Source organism: Pelagerythrobacter sp. Soil_C_18, from assembly GCF_057657235.1.
Window position 1 is genome coordinate 940202 of record NZ_JBDGIU010000001.1, and the last position, 24102, is coordinate 964303.

Annotated in this window: 22 protein-coding genes; 16 read left to right on the forward strand and 6 right to left on the reverse strand. The window is 66.0% G+C overall.

Annotated elements, in window-relative coordinates; genetic code table 11:
* Positions 1-79: 79 nt before the first annotated feature.
* The gene (locus AC3A5N_RS04340; protein ID WP_487736074.1) at positions 80-1360 is read right to left on the reverse strand and encodes an aspartate kinase; all 1281 of its coding nucleotides are present in this window, start codon (positions 1358-1360) and stop codon (positions 80-82) included.
* A 77-nt stretch (positions 1361-1437) separates the two neighbouring features.
* Here AC3A5N_RS04340 and ubiG point away from each other — a divergent pair, with 77 nt between their 5' ends.
* The 11 genes from ubiG to pyk all read left to right on the forward strand — a co-directional run bounded on the left by ubiG (position 1438) and on the right by pyk (position 9044).
* Entirely contained in the window at positions 1438-2196 is a 759-nt protein-coding gene (gene ubiG, locus AC3A5N_RS04345; protein WP_487736075.1) for a bifunctional 2-polyprenyl-6-hydroxyphenol methylase/3-demethylubiquinol 3-O-methyltransferase UbiG, read from the forward strand.
* 106 nt (positions 2197-2302) lie between these two features.
* Complete coding sequence (locus AC3A5N_RS04350; protein ID WP_119511886.1) at positions 2303-2539, forward strand: DUF2312 domain-containing protein; 237 nt, start codon at positions 2303-2305, stop codon at positions 2537-2539.
* Between the two features lie 79 nt (positions 2540-2618).
* Entirely contained in the window at positions 2619-3497 is an 879-nt protein-coding gene (locus AC3A5N_RS04355) for an SDR family oxidoreductase (protein WP_487736076.1), read from the forward strand.
* A gap of 40 nt (positions 3498-3537) precedes the next feature.
* A complete protein-coding gene (locus tag AC3A5N_RS04360; protein WP_487736316.1) occupies positions 3538-3855 on the forward strand; it encodes a heavy metal-binding domain-containing protein in 318 nt (105 codons plus the stop codon).
* Positions 3852-4319 (forward strand): AAC(3)-I family aminoglycoside N-acetyltransferase, encoded by a 468-nt coding sequence (locus AC3A5N_RS04365; RefSeq protein ID WP_487736317.1) that lies wholly within the window; start codon positions 3852-3854, stop codon positions 4317-4319. Before AC3A5N_RS04360 ends, AC3A5N_RS04365 begins: the two co-directional genes overlap by 4 nt.
* 107 nt (positions 4320-4426) lie before the next feature.
* Positions 4427-5170, forward strand: a complete 744-nt coding sequence (locus tag AC3A5N_RS04370) for a YebC/PmpR family DNA-binding transcriptional regulator (protein ID WP_487736077.1) — start codon at positions 4427-4429, stop codon at positions 5168-5170.
* Positions 5171-5318: 148 nt separating this feature from the next.
* Positions 5319-5789: a crossover junction endodeoxyribonuclease RuvC gene (gene ruvC, locus AC3A5N_RS04375; RefSeq protein ID WP_487736078.1), complete on the forward strand. Its 471-nt coding sequence runs from the start codon at positions 5319-5321 to the stop codon at positions 5787-5789.
* The gene (locus AC3A5N_RS04380; RefSeq protein WP_487736079.1) at positions 5789-6103 is read left to right on the forward strand and encodes an antibiotic biosynthesis monooxygenase family protein; all 315 of its coding nucleotides are present in this window, start codon (positions 5789-5791) and stop codon (positions 6101-6103) included. Before ruvC ends, AC3A5N_RS04380 begins: the two co-directional genes overlap by 1 nt.
* The gene (locus AC3A5N_RS04385; protein ID WP_487736080.1) at positions 6100-6447 is read left to right on the forward strand and encodes an arsenate reductase; all 348 of its coding nucleotides are present in this window, start codon (positions 6100-6102) and stop codon (positions 6445-6447) included. The genes AC3A5N_RS04380 and AC3A5N_RS04385 overlap by 4 nt, the downstream gene beginning before the upstream one ends.
* The gene (locus AC3A5N_RS04390) at positions 6426-7487 is read left to right on the forward strand and encodes a glycerophosphodiester phosphodiesterase family protein (RefSeq protein WP_487736081.1); all 1062 of its coding nucleotides are present in this window, start codon (positions 6426-6428) and stop codon (positions 7485-7487) included. Before AC3A5N_RS04385 ends, AC3A5N_RS04390 begins: the two co-directional genes overlap by 22 nt.
* 90 nt (positions 7488-7577) lie before the next feature.
* Positions 7578-9044: a pyruvate kinase gene (gene pyk / locus AC3A5N_RS04395; protein WP_487736082.1), complete on the forward strand. Its 1467-nt coding sequence runs from the start codon at positions 7578-7580 to the stop codon at positions 9042-9044.
* Between the two features lie 28 nt (positions 9045-9072).
* Here the strand turns inward: pyk and gltX are convergent, their stop codons facing one another.
* The 4 genes from gltX to rpoB all read right to left on the reverse strand — a co-directional run bounded on the left by gltX (position 9073) and on the right by rpoB (position 19634).
* Positions 9073-10419: a glutamate--tRNA ligase gene (gltX, locus tag AC3A5N_RS04400; RefSeq protein ID WP_487736083.1), complete on the reverse strand. Its 1347-nt coding sequence runs from the start codon at positions 10417-10419 to the stop codon at positions 9073-9075.
* Positions 10420-10446: 27 nt separating this feature from the next.
* Positions 10447-10923, reverse strand: a complete 477-nt coding sequence (locus tag AC3A5N_RS04405) for a hypothetical protein (protein ID WP_487736084.1) — start codon at positions 10921-10923, stop codon at positions 10447-10449.
* 127 nt (positions 10924-11050) lie between these two features.
* Complete coding sequence (gene rpoC / locus AC3A5N_RS04410; protein ID WP_487736085.1) at positions 11051-15373, reverse strand: DNA-directed RNA polymerase subunit beta'; 4323 nt, start codon at positions 15371-15373, stop codon at positions 11051-11053.
* A 70-nt stretch (positions 15374-15443) separates the two neighbouring features.
* Positions 15444-19634, reverse strand: a complete 4191-nt coding sequence (gene rpoB, locus AC3A5N_RS04415; protein WP_487736086.1) for a DNA-directed RNA polymerase subunit beta — start codon at positions 19632-19634, stop codon at positions 15444-15446.
* 405 nt (positions 19635-20039) lie between these two features.
* Between rpoB and AC3A5N_RS04420 the strand changes: the two genes are divergently transcribed.
* From AC3A5N_RS04420 to rplL, 4 genes are all read left to right on the forward strand, one after another.
* On the forward strand, positions 20040-20312 hold the full coding sequence (locus AC3A5N_RS04420) for a hypothetical protein (protein ID WP_487736087.1): 273 nt from the start codon (positions 20040-20042) through the stop codon (positions 20310-20312).
* A 161-nt stretch (positions 20313-20473) separates the two neighbouring features.
* Positions 20474-20797 (forward strand): hypothetical protein, encoded by a 324-nt coding sequence (locus AC3A5N_RS04425; protein ID WP_487736088.1) that lies wholly within the window; start codon positions 20474-20476, stop codon positions 20795-20797.
* A gap of 313 nt (positions 20798-21110) precedes the next feature.
* Positions 21111-21626 (forward strand): 50S ribosomal protein L10, encoded by a 516-nt coding sequence (gene rplJ, locus AC3A5N_RS04430; RefSeq protein ID WP_487736089.1) that lies wholly within the window; start codon positions 21111-21113, stop codon positions 21624-21626.
* 68 nt (positions 21627-21694) lie between these two features.
* Entirely contained in the window at positions 21695-22069 is a 375-nt protein-coding gene (gene rplL / locus AC3A5N_RS04435; protein ID WP_487736090.1) for a 50S ribosomal protein L7/L12, read from the forward strand.
* Positions 22070-22132: 63 nt separating this feature from the next.
* Here rplL and AC3A5N_RS04440 read toward each other — a convergent pair whose 3' ends face one another.
* Positions 22133-22537 (reverse strand): c-type cytochrome, encoded by a 405-nt coding sequence (locus tag AC3A5N_RS04440; protein WP_487736091.1) that lies wholly within the window; start codon positions 22535-22537, stop codon positions 22133-22135.
* Positions 22538-22682: 145 nt separating this feature from the next.
* On the opposite strand from AC3A5N_RS04440, the gene AC3A5N_RS04445 reads away from it, so the two are divergent.
* Positions 22683-24089 (forward strand): MATE family efflux transporter, encoded by a 1407-nt coding sequence (locus tag AC3A5N_RS04445; RefSeq protein WP_487736092.1) that lies wholly within the window; start codon positions 22683-22685, stop codon positions 24087-24089.
* The last annotated feature ends 13 nt before the right edge of the window (positions 24090-24102 follow it).

Genomic DNA, 24102 nt, shown 5'->3' on the forward strand with positions numbered 1-24102 from the left:
CCACTCCTTTCGCGAAAGGAGTCGGCGCTGCCGGTTAAGGAATCGTTAGCCCGGCGACCTGCCGCGCCTAACTGCCCTGTCAGGCAGCTTCGTCGTTCGCATCGAGGCCGTAGGCGGTGTGCAGCACGCGCACGGCAAGCTCGGTCTCGTCCTCGTCAATCATGACCGAGACCTTGATCTCGCTGGTCGAAATAGCCTGGATATTGATTCCGCGCTCGGCGAGCGACTTGAACATCGTCGCGGCGACGCCGGCGTGGCTCTTCATGCCGACGCCCACGACCGAGATCTTGGCGATCTTGCTATCGGTGATGATGCGGTTGAAACCGATGTCGGGACGACGGTCTTCGAGAAGAGCCTGCGCCCGCGCGAGATCGGCCTGCGGCACGGTGAAGGTCACGTCGGTCTCTCCCTTGTCGCGCCCGACGTTCTGGATGATCATGTCGACGTTGATGCTCGCCTGCGCGAGCGGCTCGAAGATATGCGCCACCGCACCCGGCTTGTCGGGTACGCGGGTGAGGATCACCTTGGCTTCGTTCTTGTCGTGCGCGATTCCGGTGACGAGCTGGCGTTCCATATCGCCCTTCTCCACTAGTTCGTTCATTTCCTCTTCCGACACGATCATCGTACCGGGAAGGTCGTCGGCAGGAGCCGCATCGTCGCCGATGAAGCTGGAGAGCACCTGTACGCGCACCTCTTCCTTCATCGCGAGCCCGACCGAACGGGTCTGCAGCACTTTCGCACCCACGCTCGCGAGCTCGAGCATTTCCTCGTAAGTCACCGCCTTGAGCTTGCGCGCCTTGGCCACGATGCGCGGGTCGGTGGTGTAGACCCCGTCGACATCGGTGTAGATGTCGCAGCGGTCCGCGCCAATCGCCGCGGCGACCGCCACGGCCGAGGTATCCGAGCCTCCGCGGCCGAGCGTGGTCACCCTGCCGTCTGCGCCCAGGCCCTGGAAACCGGGGATGACCGCGATCTCGCCCGCCTGCATCGAGGCGATCAGCGCATCCGAATCGATCGCCTCGATTCGCGCCTTGGCGTGCGCCTCGACGGTGCGCACCGGAAGTTGCCAGCCGAGCCAGCTGCGCGCCTTGCAGCCGAGCGACTGGAGCGTCAGCGCCAGCAGCCCGCTCGTCACCTGCTCCCCACTGGCGACGACGACGTCGTATTCGGCGGGATCGTAGAGCGCGTTCGCCTCGCGGCAGAAGTTGACCAGCCGGTCCGTCTCCCCCGCCATGGCGGAGACGACGACGGCAACCTCATGCCCGGCAGCCTGCTGCTTGCGCACGATATTGGCCACGCGCCTGATGCGTTCGGTCCCGGCCATCGAAGTGCCGCCGAATTTCATCACGATACGCGCCAAGTCCGTGCCTCCCCTGCATTGTGCCCGTTTCATGGCGGGCGCTGGTGCCGGTCTGTGCGCGCTGTTAGGGAGGGCGCATGGTCGATGCAACAATATCGGGCGAAACCAATTCTTCAGGTGGGCAAACCATCCGCCCCGAGGAAGCGGCCCATTTCGGCAGTCTGGCGCGCGACTGGTGGGATCCGAAAGGCTCCTCGGCCATGCTGCACCGGCTCAACCCCGTGCGGCTCGCGTTCGTGCGCACGGCGACCGACGCGCACTGGGACACCGATCCCGAGAGCCTGCGGCCGCTCGCGGGCAGGAGCGCGCTCGACGTCGGCTGCGGCGCGGGCCTGCTGTGCGAACCGCTCGCGCGACTCGGCGCCGATGTGACCGGTGTCGACGCCGCGCCGGAGAACACGGCGGCGGCCGCGCAGCACGCCGAAGGGGCGGGCCTCGACATCCGCTACATGGCGGGCGAGATCGCCGCGCTCGATATCGGCACGTTCGATCTCGTCACCTGCATGGAAGTGATCGAACACGTCGCCGACCAACACGCCTTCGTGGCCGCTCTCGCCGAGCGTCTTGCCCCGGGCGGGCTGCTGATCCTGTCCACGCCCAACCGGACGCCGCAGTCGCAGCTCCTCCTCGTGCGCGCAGCCGAAGCCTTCGGCGCGATCCCGAAGGGCACGCACCACTGGGATGATTTCGTCACACCCGAGGAACTGCGCGGCCTGCTCGCCGACGCCGGCCTCGTGATGGGCGAGCCGCTGGGGATAGGCTTCTCGCCTGGCAAGGGCCTGCACCTGTCGGGCGATCTCGCGCTCAACTATGTCGTCACCGCCACACGCGCCTGACGCTTTCGCGAAGAGAAGGGGAAAACTCGCGCCGCGGGTTCACCGGCACGAACGGGCTGGCTATCGAGCGCGTCAACCGATTCTCACATCATCCGGAGTTCAAGACATGGCCGAAGCCACCGACGACCGCCTGCGCCTGCTGATCGAGCGCATCGAACGCCTCGAGGAAGAGAAAAAGGGCATCGCGGACGACATCCGCGACGTCTATGCTGAGGCGAAGGCGGTCGGCTACGACGTCAAGATCATGCGCCAGATCGTCCGCCTCCGGAAAATGAAGCCCGACGACCGCGCGGAAATGGAAATGGTGCTCGACACCTACAAGGCGGCGCTCGGGCTGGGCTGATCCGCGGCCGCGGCGGAGCGGGGAACGACGCCACGCTCCCGTCGATTGCTCTCGTGAACACCGATTCACGGAGCAAACGATGAGCGACACGACCGAAACCGTCGACAAGGCGTTCGTCGAGGAGACGAACGAAGACCCGAAACTGCCCGGCCATGAGACCGCGATGGACGACAAGCCCGAGTGGGAGCCGCGCTATCGCGGATCCGCCCGGCTCAAGGGCAAAGTGGCGATCGTCACCGGCGGCGACAGCGGCATCGGTCGCGCCACCGCCGTATTGTTCGCGCGCGAGGGCGCGAAAGTCGCGATCGCCTACCTCGAGGAAGACGACGACGCGCGCGTCACGATCGAGGCGATCGAGCGCGAGGGCACCGAGGGCCTCTTCCACCGCGGCGATCTCGGCGATCCGAAGGTCTGCAAGGCGCTGGTCGACAAAGTCATCGACAAGTGGGGCCGGCTCGACGTGCTGGTCAACAACGCCGGCGAGCAGCATCCCGACAAGGAGGTGACCGAGATCACCGCCGAGCAGCTCCAACGCACGTTCCAGACCAACATCTTCTCGATGTTCTACCTCGTCCAGGCGGCGCGGCCGCATCTCACCAAGGGAGCGGCGATCGTCAACTGCACCAGCGTAACGATGTACAAGGGCTCTGGCGGGCTGCTCGACTATTCGGCGACAAAAGGCGCGATCACCGCCTTCACCCGTTCGTTGAGCGAGAATCTGATCAAGGACGGCATCCGCGTCAACGCGGTCGCGCCCGGGCCGATCTGGACCCCGCTCAATCCTTGCGGCGGCGCTCCGCCGGAGAAGATCGAGCATTTCGGCGAGGACACACCGATGGGCCGGCCGGGCCAGCCAAACGAGGTCGCACCCGCGTTCCTGTTTCTTGCCTGCGAGGATTCGTCCTATATGTCCGGGCAGGTCCTGCACCCCAACGGCGGGATCATCGTCAACGGCTGAGGACAATCGAGTGGCAGGACCCTGGAAGGATGCGCGCGGCATCGTCGTCACCACCACGCACGCCATCGAGGGGCGACCGATTCAGGAGTACCTCGGCATCGTCACTGGCGAAGTGATCGTCGGCGCGAACCTGTTCCGCGATCTCTTCGCCAACATCCGCGACATCGTCGGCGGCCGCTCTGGCAGCTACGAGCGCATCCTGCGCGATGCGCGCGAGCAGGCGATCGAAGAACTGCAGGCCGAATGCGGCTCGCTCGGCGGGAATGCAGTGGTCGGGGTCGATCTCGACTACGAGGTAATCGGCGACACGGGTTCGATGCTGATGGTCTCCGCCAGCGGCACCGCGGTGCGCATCTGAGCACGGACCGCGATTTCTCGGTCGCGCGGATCGGCCCGGGCGACCTGACGCGCTTCCGCGCGATGAACCGGCTGTTCGGCGAGGTCTTCGACGACCGGGAGAGCTACGCCGCGCATCCGCCGGACGACGCCTATGCCGAAACGCTGCTGGCCCGGCCCGATACCGTCCTGCTGCTGGCCGAGGCGAACGGCGAGATCATCGGCGCGATCGCCGGGTACGTCCTGCCCAAGTTCGAGCAAGCGCGCAGCGAACTCTACATCTACGACCTCGCCGTCGCCGAAAACTGGCGTCGCCGCGGCGTCGCCACCGCGCTGATCGAAGAGACGCGGCGGATCGCGCGCGAGGCCGGCGTCTGGGTCATCTACGTCCAGGCCGACACCCAGCCCGAGGACGAGCCCGCGATCGCGCTCTACGACAAGCTCGGCACACGCGAGGAAGTGCTGCACTTCGACATAGCGCCCTAGAAAGCCGCGCAGCCCCCGATTGCCCGCCCGGCGCGGCTTCGCTAGGAGCGCGTCACAATGCGGCCCGCACCGCTGGGCCTCATGCAGACCAAAATTCCGGGGTTACCATGGCAGGCCATTCCAAATTCAAGAACATCATGCACCGCAAGGGGGCGCAGGATAAGAAGCGCTCCAACCTCTTCTCCAAGCTCAGCCGCGAGATTACCGTCGCGGCGAAGATGGGCGCGGCGGATCCCGATATGAACCCGCGGCTGCGGCTGGCGATCAACAACGCCAAGGCGCAGTCGATGCCCAAGGACAACATCCAGCGCGCAATCGACAAGGCGAGCGGCGGGGACGAGGACAACTACGAGGAGGTCCGCTACGAAGGCTACGGCCCGGGCGGGGTCGCACTGATCGTCGAGGCGCTGACCGACAACCGCAATCGCACCGCCACCGCCGTCCGCACCGCCTTCTCCAAGAACGGCGGCAATCTCGGCACCGAGGGTTCGGTCGCGCACGGGTTCGAGCGCAAGGGCCTGATCGAATATCCGGCAAGCGCGGGCGACGACGAGGAAGTGCTCGAAGCCGCGATCGAGGCGGGCGCCGACGACGTAGAGAGCGACGAGAGCGGCCATGCGATCTGGACCGAGATGGAAGCGCTGCACGAAGTCGCCGGCGCGCTCGAGAAATCGCTCGGCGAGGCGGAAAGCGTCAAGCTGGCGTGGAAGCCGAACATCACCGTCGAGATGGACGAAGGCGCGGCCGGCACGCTGCTCAAGCTGGTCGACGCGCTCGACGACGACGACGACGTGCAGACTGTGTGGGGCAACTACGAGATTCCCGACGCGGTGATGGAGAAGCTCTCCTGATCCTCCCCGGGCCGGGGAGGGGGACCATCGCCGCAGGCGATGGTGGAGGGGCACTCGCCTTTACTCTTTCCCTTGTCGGTCCGGAACCCGACGACCTGCCCCTCCACCATCCTGCGGATGGTCCCCCTCCCGGTGACGGGGAGGGTTTATGCTGATCCTCGGCCTCGACCCTTCGCTCAGTTGTACCGGCTGGGGCCTGGTGCGGGCGGAAGGCGCGCGGCTGTCGCATGTCGCGAATGGCCAGATCCCGACCGATGCCAAGGCGCCCATGCCCGAGCGGCTGGCGGCGCTGCACTCGGCCGTTTCCGAAGTGATCGCGCGGCACGGCCCGGACCGCGCCGCGGCCGAGGAAGTCTTCGCCAACAAGAACCCGCAGTCGACGCTTAAGTTGGCGCAGGCCCGCGGCGCCGTGCTCGCCGCCTGCGGCGCCGCGGGGCTCAACGTGCGCGAGCATGCCGCGCGGCTGGTCAAGAAGGCGGTCGTGGGCACCGGCGGCGCCGAGAAGAGGCAGGTCCAGGCCATGCTCAAGATTCTGTTGCCCGGTGCAGCGATCGCCGGGCCGGATGCGGCCGATGCCCTCGCCGTTGCCATCGCCGATGCACACCTGAAAGGACCCTGATGTTTCTGGTTGTATTCCGTAACCGCAAACGAGCCGATATCGACTATCCCGTCTACGACGCCGAAGCCAGCCGCATGCTCGAGCTGGCTCAGGCGCAACGCGGCTTCCTCTCGTTCAAGAGCTACACCAGCGAGGATGGCGAGGTGATCGCGCTATCGGAGTGGGAAGACGAAGCCTCCGCCCGCGCCTGGGGCCGGGTGGCCGAGCACCGCGTGGTCCAGAACCGCGGCCGCAACGAGTTCTACGAGAGCTATACGCTGTTCGCCTGCGACGCACCGCGCATCCACCGCTTCGAAAGCAAGGAAGCCGCATGAACATCGAAGTCTACGGCATTCCCAATTGCGACACGGTCAAGAAAGCCCGCCAGTGGCTCGACGCGCGCGGCGTCGACTACGCGTTCCACGACTACAAGAAGGAAGGCGCCGACCCTGAGCGGCTCCGCACGTGGATCGCGGCCGAGGGCGTGGACACGGTGCTCAACCGGCGCGGGACGACCTTCCGCAAGCTCTCCGACGCCGAGAAGGTGGATATCGACGAGGCCAAGGCCGTAACGCTGCTGCAACAGCACCCGAGCATGATCAAGCGGCCGATTGTCGAGTATCCGGGCGGTCTGCTCGTGGGGTTCAAGGAGGACGAATGGGCCGCAGCCTTATCCTGAGCGCGCTGACCGTGCTCGCGTTGGTGGCACCTGCCGCGGCGCAGGAAGCACCTTCGGAGGTGCTCGTCATCGCCCACCGCGGCGCGAGCGGAGAGCGGCCCGAGCACACGCTTGCGGCTTACGAACGGGCGATCGATCAGGGCGCGGACTATATCGAGCCCGATCTCGTCGCGACGAAGGACCTCGTGCTCGTCGCCCGGCACGAGAACGAGATCTCCGGCACGACCGACGTGACCGACCATCCGGAATTCGCCGATCGCCGGCGGACCAAGACGATCGACGGGCACCAGGTGACCGGCTGGTTCGTCGAGGATTTCACGCTCGCCGAACTGCGTACCCTGCGCGCCAAGGAGCGGCTGCCGAGCCTGCGCCCGACCGGCGCGCTGTTCGACGGGCTCTACCAGGTCCCGACCTTCGCCGAGATCGCCGCGCTGGTGAAGGCGAAGGAGGCGGAGACCGGCCGCCGGATCGGCCTCTACCCCGAGCTCAAGCATCCGCATTTCCTGCTGCAGAGCGAGGGGATCGACACGGTGGACCTGCTGCTGCGCGACCTCGATGCGGCAGGGATCAGCGCCGACGATCCGATCTTCATCCAGAGCTTCGAGATCGCCCCTCTCCGGCGCCTCGACGCGCGCAGCGATTATAAGCTGGTGCAGCTCGTCGGAGCCGAAGGCGGACCGGCGGACAAACCTGACATGCGCTACAGCGCGATGGTCACCATGGATGGTACGGCGCAGATCGCCGAATATGCCGACGGGGTAAGCGCGGACATAAGGCTCCTGCTGGAGGAAGACGGCACGCCCAGCGGGCTGGTCACCGCCGCCCATGCCGCGGGACTGAAGGTGCATGCCTGGACGCTTCGCAAGGAGAACACCTTCCTTCCACCGCAACTACGCCGGGGAGCAGGCGAAGGCGCGCGCGGTTGCCCCGAGAAGCTATGGGCTCTGCTGGCCAGAGCAGGTGTCGACGGGGTGATTGCCGACGACCCCGCCATAGCGGTGGCCGCGCGCGCGGGCGCGACGTGCGACCGGCCGGAGTGACGCTGGCACGCGCGTGCCGGCGGTCGCATTCGTATCCACGGCCGCGCTTTCCCTTGTCTTGCCCCGCGCCTCTGGCGTAGCGCAGCATCCATGCAAAAGCTCGATCCGCGCGCCCGCAAGGTCAAGATTCTCGCCACCACCGGCCCCGCAAGCCGCGAACCCGACATGCTGCGACGGCTGTTCAAGGCAGGGGCTGACGCCTTTCGCGTCAACATGAGCCATGGCGACCATGCAACCCACGCGGAGACGATCCGCGCCATTCGCGCGCTGGAGAAGGAGTTCGCCCGCCCCATCGCCGTGTTCTGCGACCTGCAGGGCCCCAAGCTGCGGGTCGGCGAGTTCAAGAACGGCCAGGCGGTGATCCGCCATTCCGGCCACTTCACGCTCGACCGCAATCCCGAACCGGGCGACGAGACTCGTGTCCACCTGCCGCACCCCGAGCTGTTCGGCCTGCTAGGCAAGGGCCAGCGGCTGCTGATCAACGACGGCAAGATCCGCCTGCGCGTGATCGAGGCCGACGAGAACGAAATCCTCTGTTCGGCGGAAGTCGGCGGAGTGATCTCGAACCGCAAGGGCGTCAATGTGCCGGATGCCGAAATCCCGATCCCCGCGCTGACCGAGAAGGATCGCCGGGATCTCGCCTTCGCCGTCGAACAGGGCGCCGACTGGATCGGCCTCTCGTTCGTCCAGCGGCCGGAGGACCTTGCCGAGGCGCGCAAGTTGATGGGCGGCCCGGGGACCCAGGGCCCCTCGCTCTGCGCCAAGATCGAAAAGCCGATGGCGGTGCGGCGACTGGACGAAATCATCGAGCTGTCGGACGGGATCATGGTCGCGCGCGGCGATCTCGGCGTCGAGCTCGAACCGCAGGAAGTGCCGCCGCTGCAGAAGAAGATCGTCAACAAGGCTCGCACTGCGGGCAAGCCGGTGATCGTCGCGACGCAAATGCTCGAATCGATGATCGAGAGCCCTGCCCCGACCCGCGCCGAGGTCTCGGACGTCGCCAACGCAGTCTACGACGGCGCCGACGCGGTCATGCTCAGTGCCGAGACCGCCGCGGGCGAATGGCCCGAGGAAGCGGTGACGATCATGGACAAGATCGCGATCCAGGTGGAGCGCGATGATGCCTATATCGAGCGCGTGCGCTTCCTCGAAACGCCGCCCGACCGCACCACGGCCGATGCGCTGGCCCATGCCTGCATGACCATTGCCGACACGGTCGCGATCGAGGCGGTCACGGTCTTCACCGGCACTGGCTCGACCGCGCGGCGCGTCGCACGCGAACGGCCCAGTGTGCCGATGCTGGTGCTGACGCCATCGATGGCCACGGCCCGCCGCGTCGCCCTGCTGTGGGGCGCGCACGCCGTCGTCACGAAGGACATCGGCAGCTTCGAGGAGATGATCGCCAAGGGCAAGCGCATGGCGCTGCGCCACGGCTTCGGTCATGCGGGCAGCAAGCTGATCGCGCTCGCCGGCGTGCCGTTCGGAACCCCCGGGTCGACCAACCTGCTCCACGTCGTGACGCTGGTCGGCAACGAGCTGGAGAAACACGGGAAGTAGGCGCGCTCCGCCGGTCGATGGCCGGCGGCTACGCCTTAGCCGCTCGTTCCAGTCTTGCGCGCGCCTCGGCCTCACCGATCAGCGGCAGCAATTCCGCCATGTCCGGCCCGTGGTCCATGCCCGTCAGCGCCTGGCGCAGGGGCAGGAACAGCGCCTTGCCCTTGCGCCCAGTCGCCTGCTTCAGCCCGCCAGTCAGCGCCTGCCACGGGTCCTCGCTCCATGTGAGCAGCCGCGCCGCTTCGGCGAGATAGGCGCGGTCGTCGTCCGAAAATTCCGGCTGCGCGATCGGCCCCGTTACAAGCCGCCACCATTCGCCCGCATCGCCCACAGTCGCGAGATTGGGCCTGACGGCGTGCCAGCCCGCAGCGTCCATGCCTTGCGGCAAGCGATCCACGACCGCGTCGTATTCGAGTTGGTGAACGATCGCGGTGTTGATCCGCTCGAGCTCGGCCTCGTCGAACTTCGCCGGTGCCCGGCCGAAGGTCGCGAGCTCGAAGCTCTCGACCAGCACGCTACGGTCGGCAATCGGCTCGACCGATAGCGAGGTGCCGATCCGCGCGAGCAGCGCGACGAGCGCCTCCGGCTCGATCCCCCGCTCGCGAAAGGCGTCGCAGCCGAGCGAGCCCAGCCGCTTCGACAGCTTGCCCTCGCTGCCGACCAGCAGGGCCTCGTGCGCGAAGCGCGGCATCGGCTGTCCGTCGCCGGAAGCGGCGAGCGCGCTGAACATCTGGATCTGGACGGCCGTGTTTGAAACGTGATCCTCACCGCGCAGAACGTCGGTCACCCCCATGTCGAGATCGTCGACCGCGCTCGGCAACATGTAGAGCCATGACCCGTCGGCGCGGCGCACCACGGGATCGGAAAGCTGCGCCGGGTCGAACTTCTGCGGGCCCCGAATGCCGTCGTCCCAGGCGATCGGCTCGCCGTGGTCGAGCAGGAAGCGCCAGTGCGGCGCGATCCCTGCCGTCGCCTTGGCCGCGTGGTCGTCCTCGGTCAGCGCCAGCGCCGCGCGGTCATAGACCGGCGGCAACCCGCGCCCGAGGAGGATCTTGCGCTTGAGATCGAGCTCTTGCGCGGTTTCGTAGCAGCGATAGACCCGGCCCGCCGCGCGCAACCGCTCGAACGCAGCTTCGTAGCGGTCGAGTCGCGCGGACTGCCGCTCCTCCTCATCGGGATCGAGCCCGAGCCAGGCGAGATCGGCGCGGATCGCGTCAACGTATTCCTCCCGACTGCGCTCGGCGTCGGTATCGTCGATCCGCAGCAGGAAACGGCCGCCGGCCTTGCGCGCATGCATCCAGTTGTGCAGCGCGGTGCGGATATTGCCGACATGTAGGCGCCCCGTGGGCGACGGGGCGAAGCGGGTGGTCACGGTCATGCCCGGCCCGATAGCCGAGCCGCGCGCCTATTGCGAGAACAGGGTGACGCTGTGCCCGCCGCCCGTCAGCTCGATCCCGTTGGAGGGCGTCCGTTCCGCCTGCGCCACCGCATCGAGCGCGGCCGCGAGCCGCTGCTTCTCCGGATGAACCGCGATTTCGCAAACGGGCGCATCCGCCGGTCGCTCCGTGGTCAATGCGCCATTCTCGTAAGTGTACGTCCACTCGAGGCCCGCGCAGCGCGGATCGTAGAAGATGCTCTCTTCGGTGATCGACAGGGCGATGCCGATCTGCCCGCCAACCTCTGTGCCGTCGATCCCGGCGACGCGGTATTCGCCGACCAGCGAGGCCGGCGCATTCGCCGCGGGTGCCGGCGGGTTGCTGTCCGGAGCGCCCGTGGGCGTCGCCGCCGCGCCGCTATCGGAGGCAGGCGTGGCTGGCGCGGCAACCTCGTCTGCTTGCTGACAGGCCGCCAGTGCGGCGGAAGCGGCGAGGATGGTCAGCATTCGGCGCATGTCCGGAGTTCTCCCGTGCGAGTGCGAAACCGCTCCAGGCTAGCCCCGATCGCGCGCACGAAAAAGCCCCGCCGGATCGCTCCGGCGGGGCTTCGTGTCGCTTGGGACGAGGTTTAGCTTATTCCTCGTCGGCGGTCTGGGTCGCTCCGCCTTCGTCCGACTGCTGCAGGTATTCGCCCGCATCCGCGTCGGTGCCGTGCGTCTCGCCTTCCACCCGCGCCAGCGGATCGTCGCCGATCGCCGCCTCGGGGCCTTGGGCGAGCTCCGCTTCGTGCTCTTCGGCAGCCGTCTGCGCCGCGACGAGCGCTTCCTGCTGCTTCTTCCACTGCGCACGCAGAGCGGCGTCGCGGCTGGAGGCGGTGATGCGAACGCGGTTCATCGCCGCGCCGGTGCCGGCGGGGATGAGACGGCCCACGATCACGTTCTCCTTGAGACCGATCAGCGTGTCCTTCTTCCCCTCAACCGCCGCCTGGGTGAGCACGCGGGTGGTTTCCTGGAACGAAGCGGCCGAGATGAAGCTGCGCGTCTGCAGGCTCGCCTTGGTGATCCCAAGCAGGATCGGCGTGCCCTCGGCAGGCTTCTTGCTCTTGGCGAGCCTGCTGTTGACCTCGTTCATCTCCTCGAAGTCCACCTGCTCGCCCGGCAGCAGCGTGGTATCGCCACCGTCGGTGATCTCGACCTTCTGCAGCATCTGGCGAACGATCACCTCGATGTGCTTGTCGTTGATCTTCACGCCCTGGAGCCGGTAGACTTCCTGGATCTCGCTGACGAGGTACTCGGCGAGCGCCTCGACCCCGAGAACCTCGAGGATGTCGTGCGGGTTCGGGCTGCCCGAGATCAGCGTATCGCCCTTCTTGACGAAGTCGCCTTCCTGAACGTCGATCACCTTGGTCTTGGGGATCAGGTACTCGACCGCCTCCCCTTCCTCCGGCACGATCGCGATCTTGCGCTTGGCCTTGTACTCGCGGACGAATTCGATCTTGCCCGAAATCTTGGCGATGATCGCGTTGTCCTTGGGCACGCGCGCCTCGAACAGCTCCGCCACCCGCGGCAGACCGCCGGTGATATCGCGCGTCTTGGCCGCTTCACGCGAAGCACGGGCGAGAATGTCGCCGGCCTCGATCCGCTGACCGTCCTCGACCGAGAGCGTGGTGCCCGGGGCCAGCATGTAGCGTGCCGCCTCGGTTTCCTCGCCCTTCTTGCCGCCTTCCTCGCCCAGCAGGGTGAGGCGCGGACGCAGTTCGTCCTTCTTGCGGCTGCTGGAGCGAAGCTCCGTGACGACGCGCTGGGCGATGCCGGTGGCTTCGTCCACACGCTCTTCCATCGTCTGGCCGTCGACCAGATCCTGATAGCGCACCACACCCGACTGCTCTGTGATGATCGGCAGGGTGAACGGATCCCATTCGGCCAGGCGTTCGCCTTCCTTCACCTTGGCGCCGTCCTTGTGCATCAGCACGGTGCCGTAGGGGACCTTGTGGATCTCGCGCTCGCGCCCTTCGGCGTCGATCACCGCCAGTTCGCCGTTGCGGGCGAGGCTGAGGATACGGCCCTTCTTGTCGGTGATGGTCGGCATGTCGCGATAGACGACCTTGCCGTCCGACACCGCTTCGAGGTGGCTCGTCTCGTTGAGCTGCGCCGCGCCGCCAATGTGGAAGGTCCGCATGGTGAGCTGGGTGCCCGGCTCGCCGATCGACTGCGCCGCAATGACGCCCACGGCCTCGCCGATGTTGACCGGCGTGCCGCGCGCGAGATCGCGCCCGTAGCAGGTGCCGCAGACGCCCTGTTCGGCCTCGCAGACCAAGGGCGAACGGATCTTCGCCACCTGCACTTCGGCGTCCTCGATCGCCTTCACCATCGGCTCGTCGAGCAACGTGCCCGCCTTGACGATGACTTCGCCGGTCTTGGCGTTGACCAGGTCCTCGGCGGTCGTGCGGCCAAGGATGCGCTCGCCGAGCGAGGCGATCACCGAACCGCCCTGGACGATCGCACGCATCTCCAGCGCGTTCTCGGTCTTGCAGTCGTCCTCGACGATCACGCAGTCCTGCGACACGTCGACCAGACGGCGGGTCAGGTAACCCGAGTTCGCCGTCTTGAGCGCGGTGTCGGCCAGACCCTTGCGGGCGCCGTGGGTCGAGTTGAAGTACTCGAGAACGGTGAGGCCTTCCTTGAAGTTCGAGATGATCGGCTGTTCGATGATCTCGCCCGACGGCTTGGCCATCAGCCCGCGCATGCCGGCGAGCTGCTTCATCTGCGCCGGCGAACCACGCGCGCCGGAGTGGCTCATCATGTAGATCGAGTTGATCTGGGTCTCGCGGCCGTCATCGTCCTTCGTACGCGACTTGATCTTGTCCATCATCGCGTCGGCCACCTGGTCGCCGCAGCGGCTCCAGGCGTCGATCACCTTGTTGTACTTTTCCTGCTGGGTGATCAGGCCGTCCTGGTACTGCTGCTCGTAGTCGGCGACGAGCGCCTTCGTTTCGTCGACCAGCTTCACCTTCTCGTGCGGGATGATCATGTCGTCCTTGCCGAACGAGATGCCCGCCTTGCACGCGTGGCGGAAGCCGAGCGCCATGATCGCGTCCGCGAACAGCACCGTGTCCTTCTGCCCCGTGTGGCGATAGACCTGGTCGATGACGTCGCCGATCTCCTTCTTGGTGAGGAGACGGTTGACGATGTCGAAGGGAACCTTGTGGTTCTTCGGCAGGCATTCGCCGATCAGCATGCGGCCCGGGGTGGTCTCGAAGCGCTTGATGACGACGTTGCCGTCCTCGTCCGCCTGCGGAACGCGGCTGACGATCTTCGAGTGGAGCGTGACCGCGCCAACGTGGAGCGCCTGGTGCACTTCGGCCATGTCGGACAGCAGGCGGCCTTCGCCCGGCTCCCCGTCGCGGTCCATCGACAGGTAGTAAAGGCCCAGCACCATGTCCTGCGAGGGCACGATGATCGGCTTGCCGTTGGCCGGCGAGAGGATGTTGTTGGTCGACATCATCAGCACGCGCGCTTCGAGCTGGGCTTCCAGCGAAAGCGGGACGTGCACGGCCATCTGGTCGCCGTCGAAGTCGGCGTTGAACGCGGCGCAGACCAGCGGGTGGAGCTGGATCGCCTTGCCTTCGATCAGCACCGGCTCGAACGCCTGGATGCCCAGGCGGTGAAGCGTCGGCGCGCGGTTCAGGAGGACCGGGTGCTCGCGGATGACTTCATCCAGGATGTCCCAGACTTCCTTGCGCTCCTTCTCGACCCACTTCTTCGCCTGCTTGAGGGTCATCGAGAGACCTTTGGCGTCGAGGCGGGCGTAGATGAACGGCTTGAACAGCTCGAGCGCCATCTTCTTCGGCAGGCCGCACTGGTGCAGCTTGAGCTCGGGACCGGTCACGATCACCGAACGACCCGAATAGTCGACACGCTTGCCGAGCAGGTTCTGACGGAACCGGCCCTGCTTGCCCTTGAGCATGTCGCTGAGCGACTTGAGCGGACGCTTGTTCGCACCGGTGATCACGCGGCCGCGGCGGCCGTTGTCGAACAGCGCGTCGACGGCTTCCTGCAGCATGCGCTTCTCGTTACGCACGATGATGTCGGGCGCGCGCAGTTCGATCAGCCGCTTGAGGCGGTTGTTGCGGTTGATGACACGGCGATAGAGATCGTTGAGGTCGGAGGTCGCAAAACGGCCGCCGTCGAGCGGCACCAGCGGGCGCAGCTCGGGCGGAATGACCGGAATGACCTCGAGAATCATCCATTCGGGGCGGTTGCCCGATTCGATGAAGCTCTCGACGACCTTCAGCCGCTTGATGATCTTCTTCGGCTTGAGCGCGGACTTGGTGGTCTCAAGCTCCTGCAGCAGGTCGGCCCGCTCCTGCTCGAGATCGAGGTCCATCAGCATGATCTTGACGGCTTCCGCGCCGATCCCGGCGGTGAAGGCGTCTTCGCCGTACTCGTCCTGCGCGTCGAGCAGCTCGTCCTCGGTGAGGAGCTGGAACTTCTCGAGCGGCGTCAGGCCCGGCTCGGTGACGATGTAGGCCTCGAAGTAGAGCACGCGCTCGAGCTGCTTGAGCTGCATGTCGAGCAGCAGGCCGATGCGCGACGGCAGCGACTTGAGGAACCAGATGTGCGCGACCGGCGCGGCCAGCTCGATATGGCCCATGCGCTCGCGGCGAACCTTGGTCACCGTCACCTCGACGCCGCACTTCTCGCAGACGACGCCCTTGTACTTCATGCGCTTGTACTTGCCGCACAGGCACTCGTAGTCCTTCACCGGACCGAAGATACGCGCGCAGAACAACCCGTCACGTTCCGGCTTGAACGTGCGGTAGTTGATCGTCTCCGGCTTCTTGATCTCGCCGAACGACCACGAACGGATGCGCTCGGGCGAGGCGATCCCGATCTGGATCTGGTCGAAGGTTTCCGGCTTCGCAAGCTGGTTGGTGAATTTGGTCAGTTCGTTCATGTCTCAAATCCCTTGAGGGGAAAATCCTGGGGCGGAAGGGGCGGGCGGCAGCACGCCGCCCGGCTCCCGATTATTCCGCCGCCTGCGGCCACTGGTCCTCGTCTTCATCCTCGGTCAGCGACTTGAGCTCGACATTGAGGCCGAGGCTGCGCATTTCCTTGACGAGCACGTTGAAGCTCTCCGGAATGCCCGCCTCGAACGTGTCGTCGCCCTTGACGATCGCTTCGTAGACCTTGGTGCGGCCGATCACGTCGTCCGACTTCACGGTGAGGATTTCCTGCAACGTGTAGGCGGCGCCGTAGGCCTGGAGCGCCCAGACCTCCATCTCGCCAAAGCGCTGGCCGCCGAACTGCGCCTTGCCGCCCAGCGGCTGCTGGGTGACGAGCGAGTAGGGGCCGATCGAACGGGCGTGGATCTTGTCGTCCACCAGGTGGTGCAGCTTGAGCATGTACATGTGCCCCACCGTCACCTTGCGGTCGAACGCGTCGCCGGTGCGCCCGTCGTAGAGCCTCACCTGGCCCGAGCCGTCGAGCCCGGCGCGCTCGAGCATCCGGGTCACGTCCGCCTCGCGCGCGCCGTCGAACACCGGAGTGCCCATCGGAACGCCCTTGACCAGATTGCCGGCGAGCTCGACGATCTCGGTCGGCGAACGCGCTTCGATCTCGTCATGGTACTGCTCGCCGTAGACGTCCTTCAGCTTCTCGCGGACCGCTTCGGGCGGTTGACCCGCTTCCGCGTCCGGATTGGCCGCACGCCAATCCTCGAGCGCCGCGGCGACTTGCTGGCCGAGCCCACGGGCCGCCATGCCGAGGTGCGTTTCGAAGATCTGCCCCACGTTCATACGCGAAGGCACGCCGAGCGGGTTGAGCACCATGTCGACGTAAGTGCCGTCTTCCATGAACGGCATGTCCTCAATCGGCAGGACGCGGCTGATGATGCCCTTGTTGCCGTGACGGCCAGCCATCTTGTCGCCGGTCTGCAGCTTGCGCTTCACCGCGACGAAGACCTTGACCATCTTGAGCACGCCGGGGGCGAGTTCGTCACCACGCTCGAGTTTTTCCTTGCGGTCCTCGAACTTGTCCTGGATGCCCTTCACCGCCTCGTCGTACTGCGACTTGACGGCTTCGATCTGCGCCTGGCGGCCATCGTCCGCGACTGCGAACTTGAACCACTCATGCCTCTCGACGCCGTCGAGCACCTCTTCGGTGATCTCGGTGCCCTTCTTGACGCCCTTGGGCGCAGCCGAAGCGGTCTGGCCGAGCAGCATGTCCCGCAGGCGGTTGTAGGTCGCCCGGTTGAGGATCGCGCGTTCGTCCTGGCTGTCCTTGCGCAGGCGCTCGATTTCCTCGTTCTGGATCGCGCGGGTACGGTCGTCGATCTCGATGCCGTGACGGTTGAACACGCGCACCTCGACAATCGTGCCCGAGACGCCCGGCGGCAGGCGCAGCGAGGTGTCGCGCACGTCGCTCGCCTTCTCGCCGAAGATCGCGCGGAGGAGCTTTTCCTCCGGCGTCATCGGGCTTTCGCCCTTCGGCGTGATCTTGCCGACCAGGATGTCACCCGGGTGCACTTCGGCGCCGATGTAGACGATGCCCGCCTCGTCGAGGTTGCGCAGGGCTTCCTCGCCGACGTTCGGGATGTCGCGGGTGATGTCCTCAGGCCCGAGCTTGGTGTCACGGGCCATGACCTCAAACTCCTCGATGTGGATCGAGGTGAACACGTCGTCCTTGACGATGCGTTCGGAGATCAGGATCGAGTCCTCGTAGTTGTAGCCGTTCCACGGCATAAACGCGACGAGGCTGTTCTTGCCGAGCGCCAGCTCGCCGAGATCGGTCGAGGGACCGTCGGCGATGATGTCGCCCTGCTCGACCACGTCACCCACCTTCACCAGCGGACGCTGGTTGATGCAGGTGTTCTGGTTGGAGCGCTGGAACTTCTGCAGCGTGTAGATGTCGACGCCCGACTGACCGGGCTCGACATCACCGATCGCGCGGATCACGATACGGGTCGCGTCCACCTGGTCGACCACACCGCCGCGGGTGGCGGAGATCGCCGCGCCCGAATCGCGCGCCACGGTCTCTTCCATGCCGGTGCCCACGAACGGCGCCTCGGCCTTGAGCAACGGCACCGCCTGGCGCTGCATATTCGAGCCCATCAGCGCGCGGTTGGCGTCGTCGTTCTCCAAGAACGGGATCAGCGACGCGGCGACCGAAACCAGCTGCTTGGGGCTGACGTCCATCAGCGTGATCTGCTCGCGCGGGAGCATCACGAACTCGCCGTTCTGGCGGGCCGAAACCATCTCCTCGACGAACGAACCGTCCTCGTTGAGCTCGGCCGAGGCCTGCGCCACGGCATGCTTTTGCTCTTCCATCGCCGAAAGATAGACGACTTCACTCGTCACCTTGCCGTCGATGATCTTGCGGTATGGCGTCTCGATGAAGCCGTACTTGTTGACGCGGCTGAAGCTGGCGAGCGAGTTGATGAGGCCGATGTTCGGGCCTTCCGGCGTCTCGATCGGACAGATGCGGCCATAGTGCGTCGGGTGAACGTCGCGCACTTCGAAGCCGGCGCGCTCACGCGTGAGACCGCCCGGCCCGAGCGCCGAGACGCGGCGCTTGTGCGTCACTTCCGACAGCGGGTTGGTCTGATCCATGAACTGCGAGAGCTGCGAGGAACCGAAGAACTCGCGCACCGCGGCGACCGCGGGCTTCGCGTTGATCAAGTCGTTCGGCATGACCGTCGAGACGTCGACCGAGCTCATCCGCTCCTTCACCGCGCGCTCCATGCGCAGCAGGCCGATGCGATACTGGTTCTCGAGCAGTTCGCCGACCGAGCGGACGCGGCGGTTGCCGAGGTTGTCGATGTCGTCGACCTCGCCCTTGCCGTCCTTCAGACCGACCAGTTCCTTGACCACCGCGAGGATGTCTTCCTTGCGCAGCGTGGTCACGGTGTCCTCGGCATCTAGGCCGAGACGCATGTTGAGCTTCACGCGGCCGACCGCGGAAAGGTCGTAGCGGTCCGAATCGAAAAACAGGCCTTCGAACAGCGCTTCGGCGGTTTCCTTCGTCGGCGGCTCGCCCGGACGCATGACCTTGTAGATCGCCTCGAGGCCCTCTTCGCGGTTCTCGGCCTTGTCAGCCTTGAGCGTGTTGCGAATCCAGGGACCGGTGTTGATGTCGTCGATGTCGAGCAGCTCGATCCGGTCGACACCCGCCTTGTCGAGCACCTCGAGATTCTCGGGGCTGACTTCGTCGCCGGCTTCGATCCAGATGCGACCGGTGGCCTCGTCGATCATGTCCTTAGCGGCATAGCGGCCGAGGATTTCCTCGGTGGGAATCAGCAGGTCCTTCAGACCGTCCTTCAGCGCCTTGTTGGCGGCGCGCGGCGAGATCTTCTGGTTCGCGGCGAAGACTTCTTCCCCCGTCGCCGCATCGACCAGCGGGAACGCGGGCTTGGCGCCGCGCCACTGATCGGGCACGAACGGCATCTTCCAGCCTTCGCCCTTCTTGCCGGAGATGCGTTCCCACAACACAGTGTTGTAGAAGTGGTGGAGGATGTCCTCGCTATCGAGGCCCAGCGCATAGAGCAGCGCCGTGACCGGCAGCTTGCGCTTGCGGTCGATGCGGACGTTGACGATATCCTTCGCGTCGAATTCGAAGTCGAGCCACGAACCGCGGTAGGGGATGACGCGCGCAGCGAACAGCAGCTTGCCCGAGCTGTGCGTCTTGCCGCGGTCGTGATCGAACAGCACACCCGGCGAACGGTGCATCTGCGAGACGATCACACGCTCGGTGCCGTTGATGAGGAAGGTGCCGTTCTCGGTCATGAGCGGCATGTCGCCCATGTAGACGTCCTGCTCCTTGATATCGAGCACGGAACGAGTCTCGGTCTCCTGGTCGACTTCGAACACGATCAAGCGCAGCGTGACCTTCATCGGCGCCGCGTAGGTGATGCCGCGCTGGCGGCATTCGGTCGTGTCGTATTTCGGCGGCTCGAGCTCGTAGTGCACGAAGTCGAGCTCGGCAGTGCCGGCGAAGTCACGGATCGGGAAGACGCTGCGCAGCGTCTTTTCCAGACCGGAAACATAGTCGATCGAAGGATCGGAGCGCAGGAACTGCTCGTAGCTCTCGCGCTGGACCTCGATCAGGTTCGGCATCTGCACCACTTCGTGGATGTCGCCGAAAATCTTGCGGATGCGCTTCTTCGCGGTGCCGGTGTTGGCCGATGCTTTCGCGCCGGTCTTCTTCGCCTTCGTCGCCATGGAGGTGATTCGCCTCTTCGTGTGCTGTACCAGGGCATCGCGCCGCCGGTATCGTGAAACTCGTGCTCACGCGTGCCCCTGATGGGTCAGGAGCCTCATAGCCGGGACGCCAAAAAGCCGCAGCAAATCGCACCCTTACGGGCCTGCTGCAGCTTGATCTGAACGTCGCGAATATGGAATCGCCGCTTCCATCCCTGGCCGTCCCCGCGCATGAACGGACCTTGCTCGAAGCGTGCGGTCGAGGGGGCATGTAGGATTTCCCCCTGCAACTGTCAACGGAGGCCCACAAGAGCAATGCCAGCCGCGACCAGGGGTGCTTCGCGCGGAGGGGTATTATTTTGCCGAAATTGGGGAACCGAGGCGGATTATGGCAATTATATGGCGAGTAGCGAAAGGAGCCTACCCATGAAGAAGCTCGCACTTGCCGCCCTCCCGCTTGCCCTTGCGCTCGGTGCCTGCGGTGATCCCGCGACCGACACCGACATGCCGGAAGACACCACGGCAGACACGATGACCAACGATCCCATGGCCGATCCGACCATGACCGACGACACGCTGACCGATCCGACCATGACGGATGACACGATGACGGACGACACCACGACAGGTGATACGACCGGCGACACCACGGACGATACGACGACTCCGGACGAGGAACCCACGACCGACCCGATGTAATCGGTCCGCTCCAGCCGACCCTCCGGCCCGAGGCCCGCCCCGCAGGCGGGCCTCTTCGTTTCACGCCCTCTGATAGATAAAGATCGCCATCCATCCGCCGCAAAGCGTGGAACCGGATCGAATTATGGCGATTTTATGGCGACCCAACCGGGAGATTTGATATGAAGAAGATTGCCCTTTTCGCCGCCCTGCCCACTGCGCTCGTGCTGTCCGCCTGCGGAGAGACCGCGACCGATACCGCCGACGAGGCTGCGACGACTGACGAGGCCGCCATGGCCGACGAGACCGCGCTTCCGGCCGAAGAGACTGCTCCTGCCGGCGCGAGAACCGAGATGAGCGCCGACCAGCAGGCCGAGGTTCTCGACGAAAGCGCCGAGAACCTCGAGGAGCGCGCCGACCGCGTCGAGGACGTCAACGAAGCCGAAGCCGATCGTCTCGAAGCGCAGGCCGACACCCAGCAGGATGCGCGCGACCAGATGGACTGATCGCTGGCGTCCCACGGCGGCTTGACCCGCCCGCGCTTTCTGCTAGAGGCCCGCCCCGACCGGCGGGCCTCTTTGCGTCTACCGAGTCATCCGTCCGAGACAGCCGGTGCCTGCGACTGAAGTCAGTCAGGGCTTAATTTCCGGCCTAGGCGGGGAAACGAGATTATTGCGGGTGCCATGTGCCCCCGCTCCGGCGTCACGGCGCCCTCCTTCCCTTGTCAAACGGACTGCCCCGTGCCGGTTAGCGGCGCGGAGCGATGTGAGCCGGCCGTAGGCGCGCCAGCGCGTGCGGTCATATGTGAAGGAGTATGGCATGGATCGTTCGCAGAAAACCGATGCGGTCGCCCAGCTCAATGCGGTCTTCAACGAGGTTGGTGTGGTGGTCGTCACCCGCAACCTCGGCCTGTCGGTGGCGCAATCCACCGACCTGCGCTCGAAGATGCGCGAAGCCGGTGCGTCCTACAAGGTTGCGAAAAACCGCCTTGCCAAGCTCGCCCTGAAGGAAACCCAGTACGAAGGCCTGGAGGAATACCTCTCCGGCCCGACGGCGCTTGCCTGGTCGGTAGACCCGGTGGCGGCAGCCAAGGCTGCGGTGGAATTCGCCAAATCGAACGAAAAGCTCGAAATCGTGGGCGGTTCGATGGGCGGGCAGTTGCTCGACGAAGCTGGGATCAGGGCGCTCGCCTCGATGCCTTCGCTCGACGAGCTGCGCGGCACACTGGTGGGCCTCGTCAACGCCCCGGCGACCAAGATCGCCCGGGTCGTCAACGAACCCGCCGCCAAGCTCGCTCGCGTCTTCGGTGCCTTTGGCGCCAAGGAAGCGGCGTAAGCGGTTTTCGCGAAAGCGATTTTTCCGGGGCACCTTGCCCCAGCCGAATTTATCTGGAGTGAAACATCATGGCCGATATCGCCAAGCTCGTTGAAGAACTTTCGAAGCTGACCGTCCTCGAGGCGGCCGAACTCGCCAAGGCGCTGGAAGAAGAGTGGGGCGTTTCCGCCGCCGCTGCCGTCGCCGTTGCCGGCCCCGCCGCCGGTGGCGATGCCCCCGCAGCCGAAGAGAAGACCGAATTCGACGTCATTCTCACCGGCGACGGTGGCAAGAAGATCCAGGTCATCAAGGAAGTCCGCGCCATCACCGGCCTGGGCCTGACCGAAGCCAAGGCTCTCGTCGAGGGCGCGCCGAAGCCGCTCAAGGAAGGCGTGAACAAGGCCGAGGCCGAAGAGGTCAAGGGCAAGATCGAAGCAGCCGGCGGCACCGTCGAGCTGAAGTAATCGACTTCTCTACCGAGAACACGCGAAGGGCGGTGCCGCGAGGCGCCGCCCTTTTCGTTTGTCCTAGAGCGTCTCGAGGTAGGCAATGATCGCCGCCCGTTCGGCCGGATCGCGCACCCCTGGAAAGACCATCTTGGTTCCGGGCACGAGGGCTCGCGGATTCGCGAGATAGGCGTCCAGCGTCGCATCGTCCCAGACGAGGCCCGACGCGCGCATGGCCTTGCTGTAGGCATAGGTCGGCTCGTGCGCCGCCGGCCCGCCGTAGACGCCGGCCAGCGAAGGGCCCACCCCGTTGCGCCCCGGCGCGGTCTGGTGGCAGGTGGCGCAGCGGGAGAAAGCTGCCGGCCGATCGCCCGGAGCCGCCTGCACCGCTATCTGGTCCGCCGGCTCACCGTCACGATCTCCCGATCCGCAGCCTGCCAGTGCCAGCGACAGTGCCAGCAGTGCGATTCCAGAGCCCTGATTCAACGCGCGTCTCCTTCGCCGCGACCCTTGCCGCGCGGGCCTCCCGCACGCAAGCTGTGGCGCCGGGGCCGCGCTTGCGCCGAATTGAGCCATGCGCCGGCATTTTCGCTTTGCGCCGCCGCCCACCGCCCCTAACCGGGACGGCTTTATGTCCGACGCACGCACCCTTTCGCCCTGGCGCACCGAAATCGGAGCCACTTTCCGGCTCGCGTGGCCGCTCGCGCTCGCCAACCTGCTGCAGATGCTCACCTATGCGGTCGACGTGATCTTCATCGCGCGGTTGGGGGAAGCGCCCCTGGCAGCTTCGGCGATCACGGTCGCGCTGTTCGGGCTGGTCCTCTGGGCGCTCTCCGGCCTCACCGGCGCGGTCGCACCGCTGATCGCAGAGGAGCTGGGCGCGCGCGCGCCGGCCCTGCGGCCGGTGCGCCGTTCGGTGCGCATGGCGCTGTGGCTCGCGGTGCTCAGCGGCGCCGTCGGCATGGGGCTCTGCCTCCTGCTCGAACCGATCATGCGGGTGACCGGGCAGCAGGAAGAGATCATCGGCCTCGCCAACGCCTACAATCTCGTCGTCGTATGGTCGCTGATCCCGATGGTCATCAACAACGTCTTGCGGAACTTCGTGTCCGCGCTCGGGCGGCCGGTCTTCGCAACGATCATCACCGCAGGCGGCATCGGGGTGAACGCGCTTGCGAACTACGCCTTCATCTTCGGCAATCTCGGCGCGCCGGAGCTAGGCATCCGCGGCGCGGCGGTAGCGACGATCATGACCGGCGTCGCGGTCACGCTTGCCTATATCGTCGCGATCCGCCTCGATCCGCTCCTGCACCGCTACCACATCTTCGGTTTCTGGTGGCGCCCCGACTGGTCGCGGCTGGTGAAGATCGTGCGGGTTGGCACGCCGATCGCGCTGACCATCACCGCGGAGGCCGGCATTTTCGGCGCTGCCGCGTTCCTGATGGGCAACATCGGCACTTCGCAGCTTGCCGCGCACACTGTCGCGCTGCAGATCGCCGCGCTCGCGTTCCAGGTGCCGTTCGGCATGGGCCAGGCGGCGACCATCCGGGTCGGTTACTTCTTCGGCGCCCGCGACCGCGAAGGGATCATGCGCGCCGGATGGACCGCGATCGCGATGGGCACAGCCTTCATGACGGTGACTGCAAGCGCGATGATCGCGATCCCCATGCCGCTGCTCGCGATCTACATCGATCCGTGGGCGCCGGAGAACGCCGTACTGGTGGCCTTCGCCCTGCAATATCTGGTCATCGCCGCGGCGTTCCAGTTGTTCGATGGCGTGCAGGCGGTCGCGGCGGGCGCCTTGCGCGGATTGCAGGACACACGGGTCCCGATGTGGATCGCGATCTTCAGCTACTGGGTGCCGGGAATGGGCGTGGCGCTCGTGCTCGGCTTCGCCACTCCGCTCGAGGGCAGGGGCGTATGGATCGGGCTCGCCACCGGATTGGTCGTCGCGGCGCTGCTGCTGGTCTCCCGCTGGCATCGGCGCGACCGGCTTGCGCTCACCATCCGGCCATCCGCGGCTATCCCGCAGCCGGCCTGACGGGATCCACCGC

Excerpts from the sequence above, each read along its gene's own strand:
- ubiG (WP_487736075.1), top strand. The coding sequence starts at position 1,438 with ATGGTCGATGCAACAATATCGGGCGAAACCAATTCTTCAGGTGGGCAA.
- AC3A5N_RS04350 (WP_119511886.1), top strand. The coding sequence starts at position 2,303 with ATGGCCGAAGCCACCGACGACCGCCTGCGCCTGCTGATCGAGCGCATC.
- AC3A5N_RS04355 (WP_487736076.1), top strand. The coding sequence starts at position 2,619 with ATGAGCGACACGACCGAAACCGTCGACAAGGCGTTCGTCGAGGAGACG.
- AC3A5N_RS04370 (WP_487736077.1), top strand. The coding sequence starts at position 4,427 with ATGGCAGGCCATTCCAAATTCAAGAACATCATGCACCGCAAGGGGGCG.
- ruvC (WP_487736078.1), top strand. The coding sequence starts at position 5,319 with ATGCTGATCCTCGGCCTCGACCCTTCGCTCAGTTGTACCGGCTGGGGC.
- AC3A5N_RS04380 (WP_487736079.1), top strand. The coding sequence starts at position 5,789 with ATGTTTCTGGTTGTATTCCGTAACCGCAAACGAGCCGATATCGACTAT.
- AC3A5N_RS04385 (WP_487736080.1), top strand. The coding sequence starts at position 6,100 with ATGAACATCGAAGTCTACGGCATTCCCAATTGCGACACGGTCAAGAAA.
- AC3A5N_RS04390 (WP_487736081.1), top strand. The coding sequence starts at position 6,426 with ATGGGCCGCAGCCTTATCCTGAGCGCGCTGACCGTGCTCGCGTTGGTG.
- pyk (WP_487736082.1), top strand. The coding sequence starts at position 7,578 with ATGCAAAAGCTCGATCCGCGCGCCCGCAAGGTCAAGATTCTCGCCACC.
- gltX (WP_487736083.1), bottom strand. The coding sequence starts at position 10,419 with ATGACCGTGACCACCCGCTTCGCCCCGTCGCCCACGGGGCGCCTACAT.
- AC3A5N_RS04405 (WP_487736084.1), bottom strand. The coding sequence starts at position 10,923 with ATGCTGACCATCCTCGCCGCTTCCGCCGCACTGGCGGCCTGTCAGCAA.
- rpoC (WP_487736085.1), bottom strand. The coding sequence starts at position 15,373 with ATGAACGAACTGACCAAATTCACCAACCAGCTTGCGAAGCCGGAAACC.
- rpoB (WP_487736086.1), bottom strand. The coding sequence starts at position 19,634 with ATGGCGACGAAGGCGAAGAAGACCGGCGCGAAAGCATCGGCCAACACC.
- AC3A5N_RS04420 (WP_487736087.1), top strand. The coding sequence starts at position 20,040 with ATGAAGAAGCTCGCACTTGCCGCCCTCCCGCTTGCCCTTGCGCTCGGT.
- AC3A5N_RS04425 (WP_487736088.1), top strand. The coding sequence starts at position 20,474 with ATGAAGAAGATTGCCCTTTTCGCCGCCCTGCCCACTGCGCTCGTGCTG.
- rplJ (WP_487736089.1), top strand. The coding sequence starts at position 21,111 with ATGGATCGTTCGCAGAAAACCGATGCGGTCGCCCAGCTCAATGCGGTC.
- rplL (WP_487736090.1), top strand. The coding sequence starts at position 21,695 with ATGGCCGATATCGCCAAGCTCGTTGAAGAACTTTCGAAGCTGACCGTC.
- AC3A5N_RS04445 (WP_487736092.1), top strand. The coding sequence starts at position 22,683 with ATGTCCGACGCACGCACCCTTTCGCCCTGGCGCACCGAAATCGGAGCC.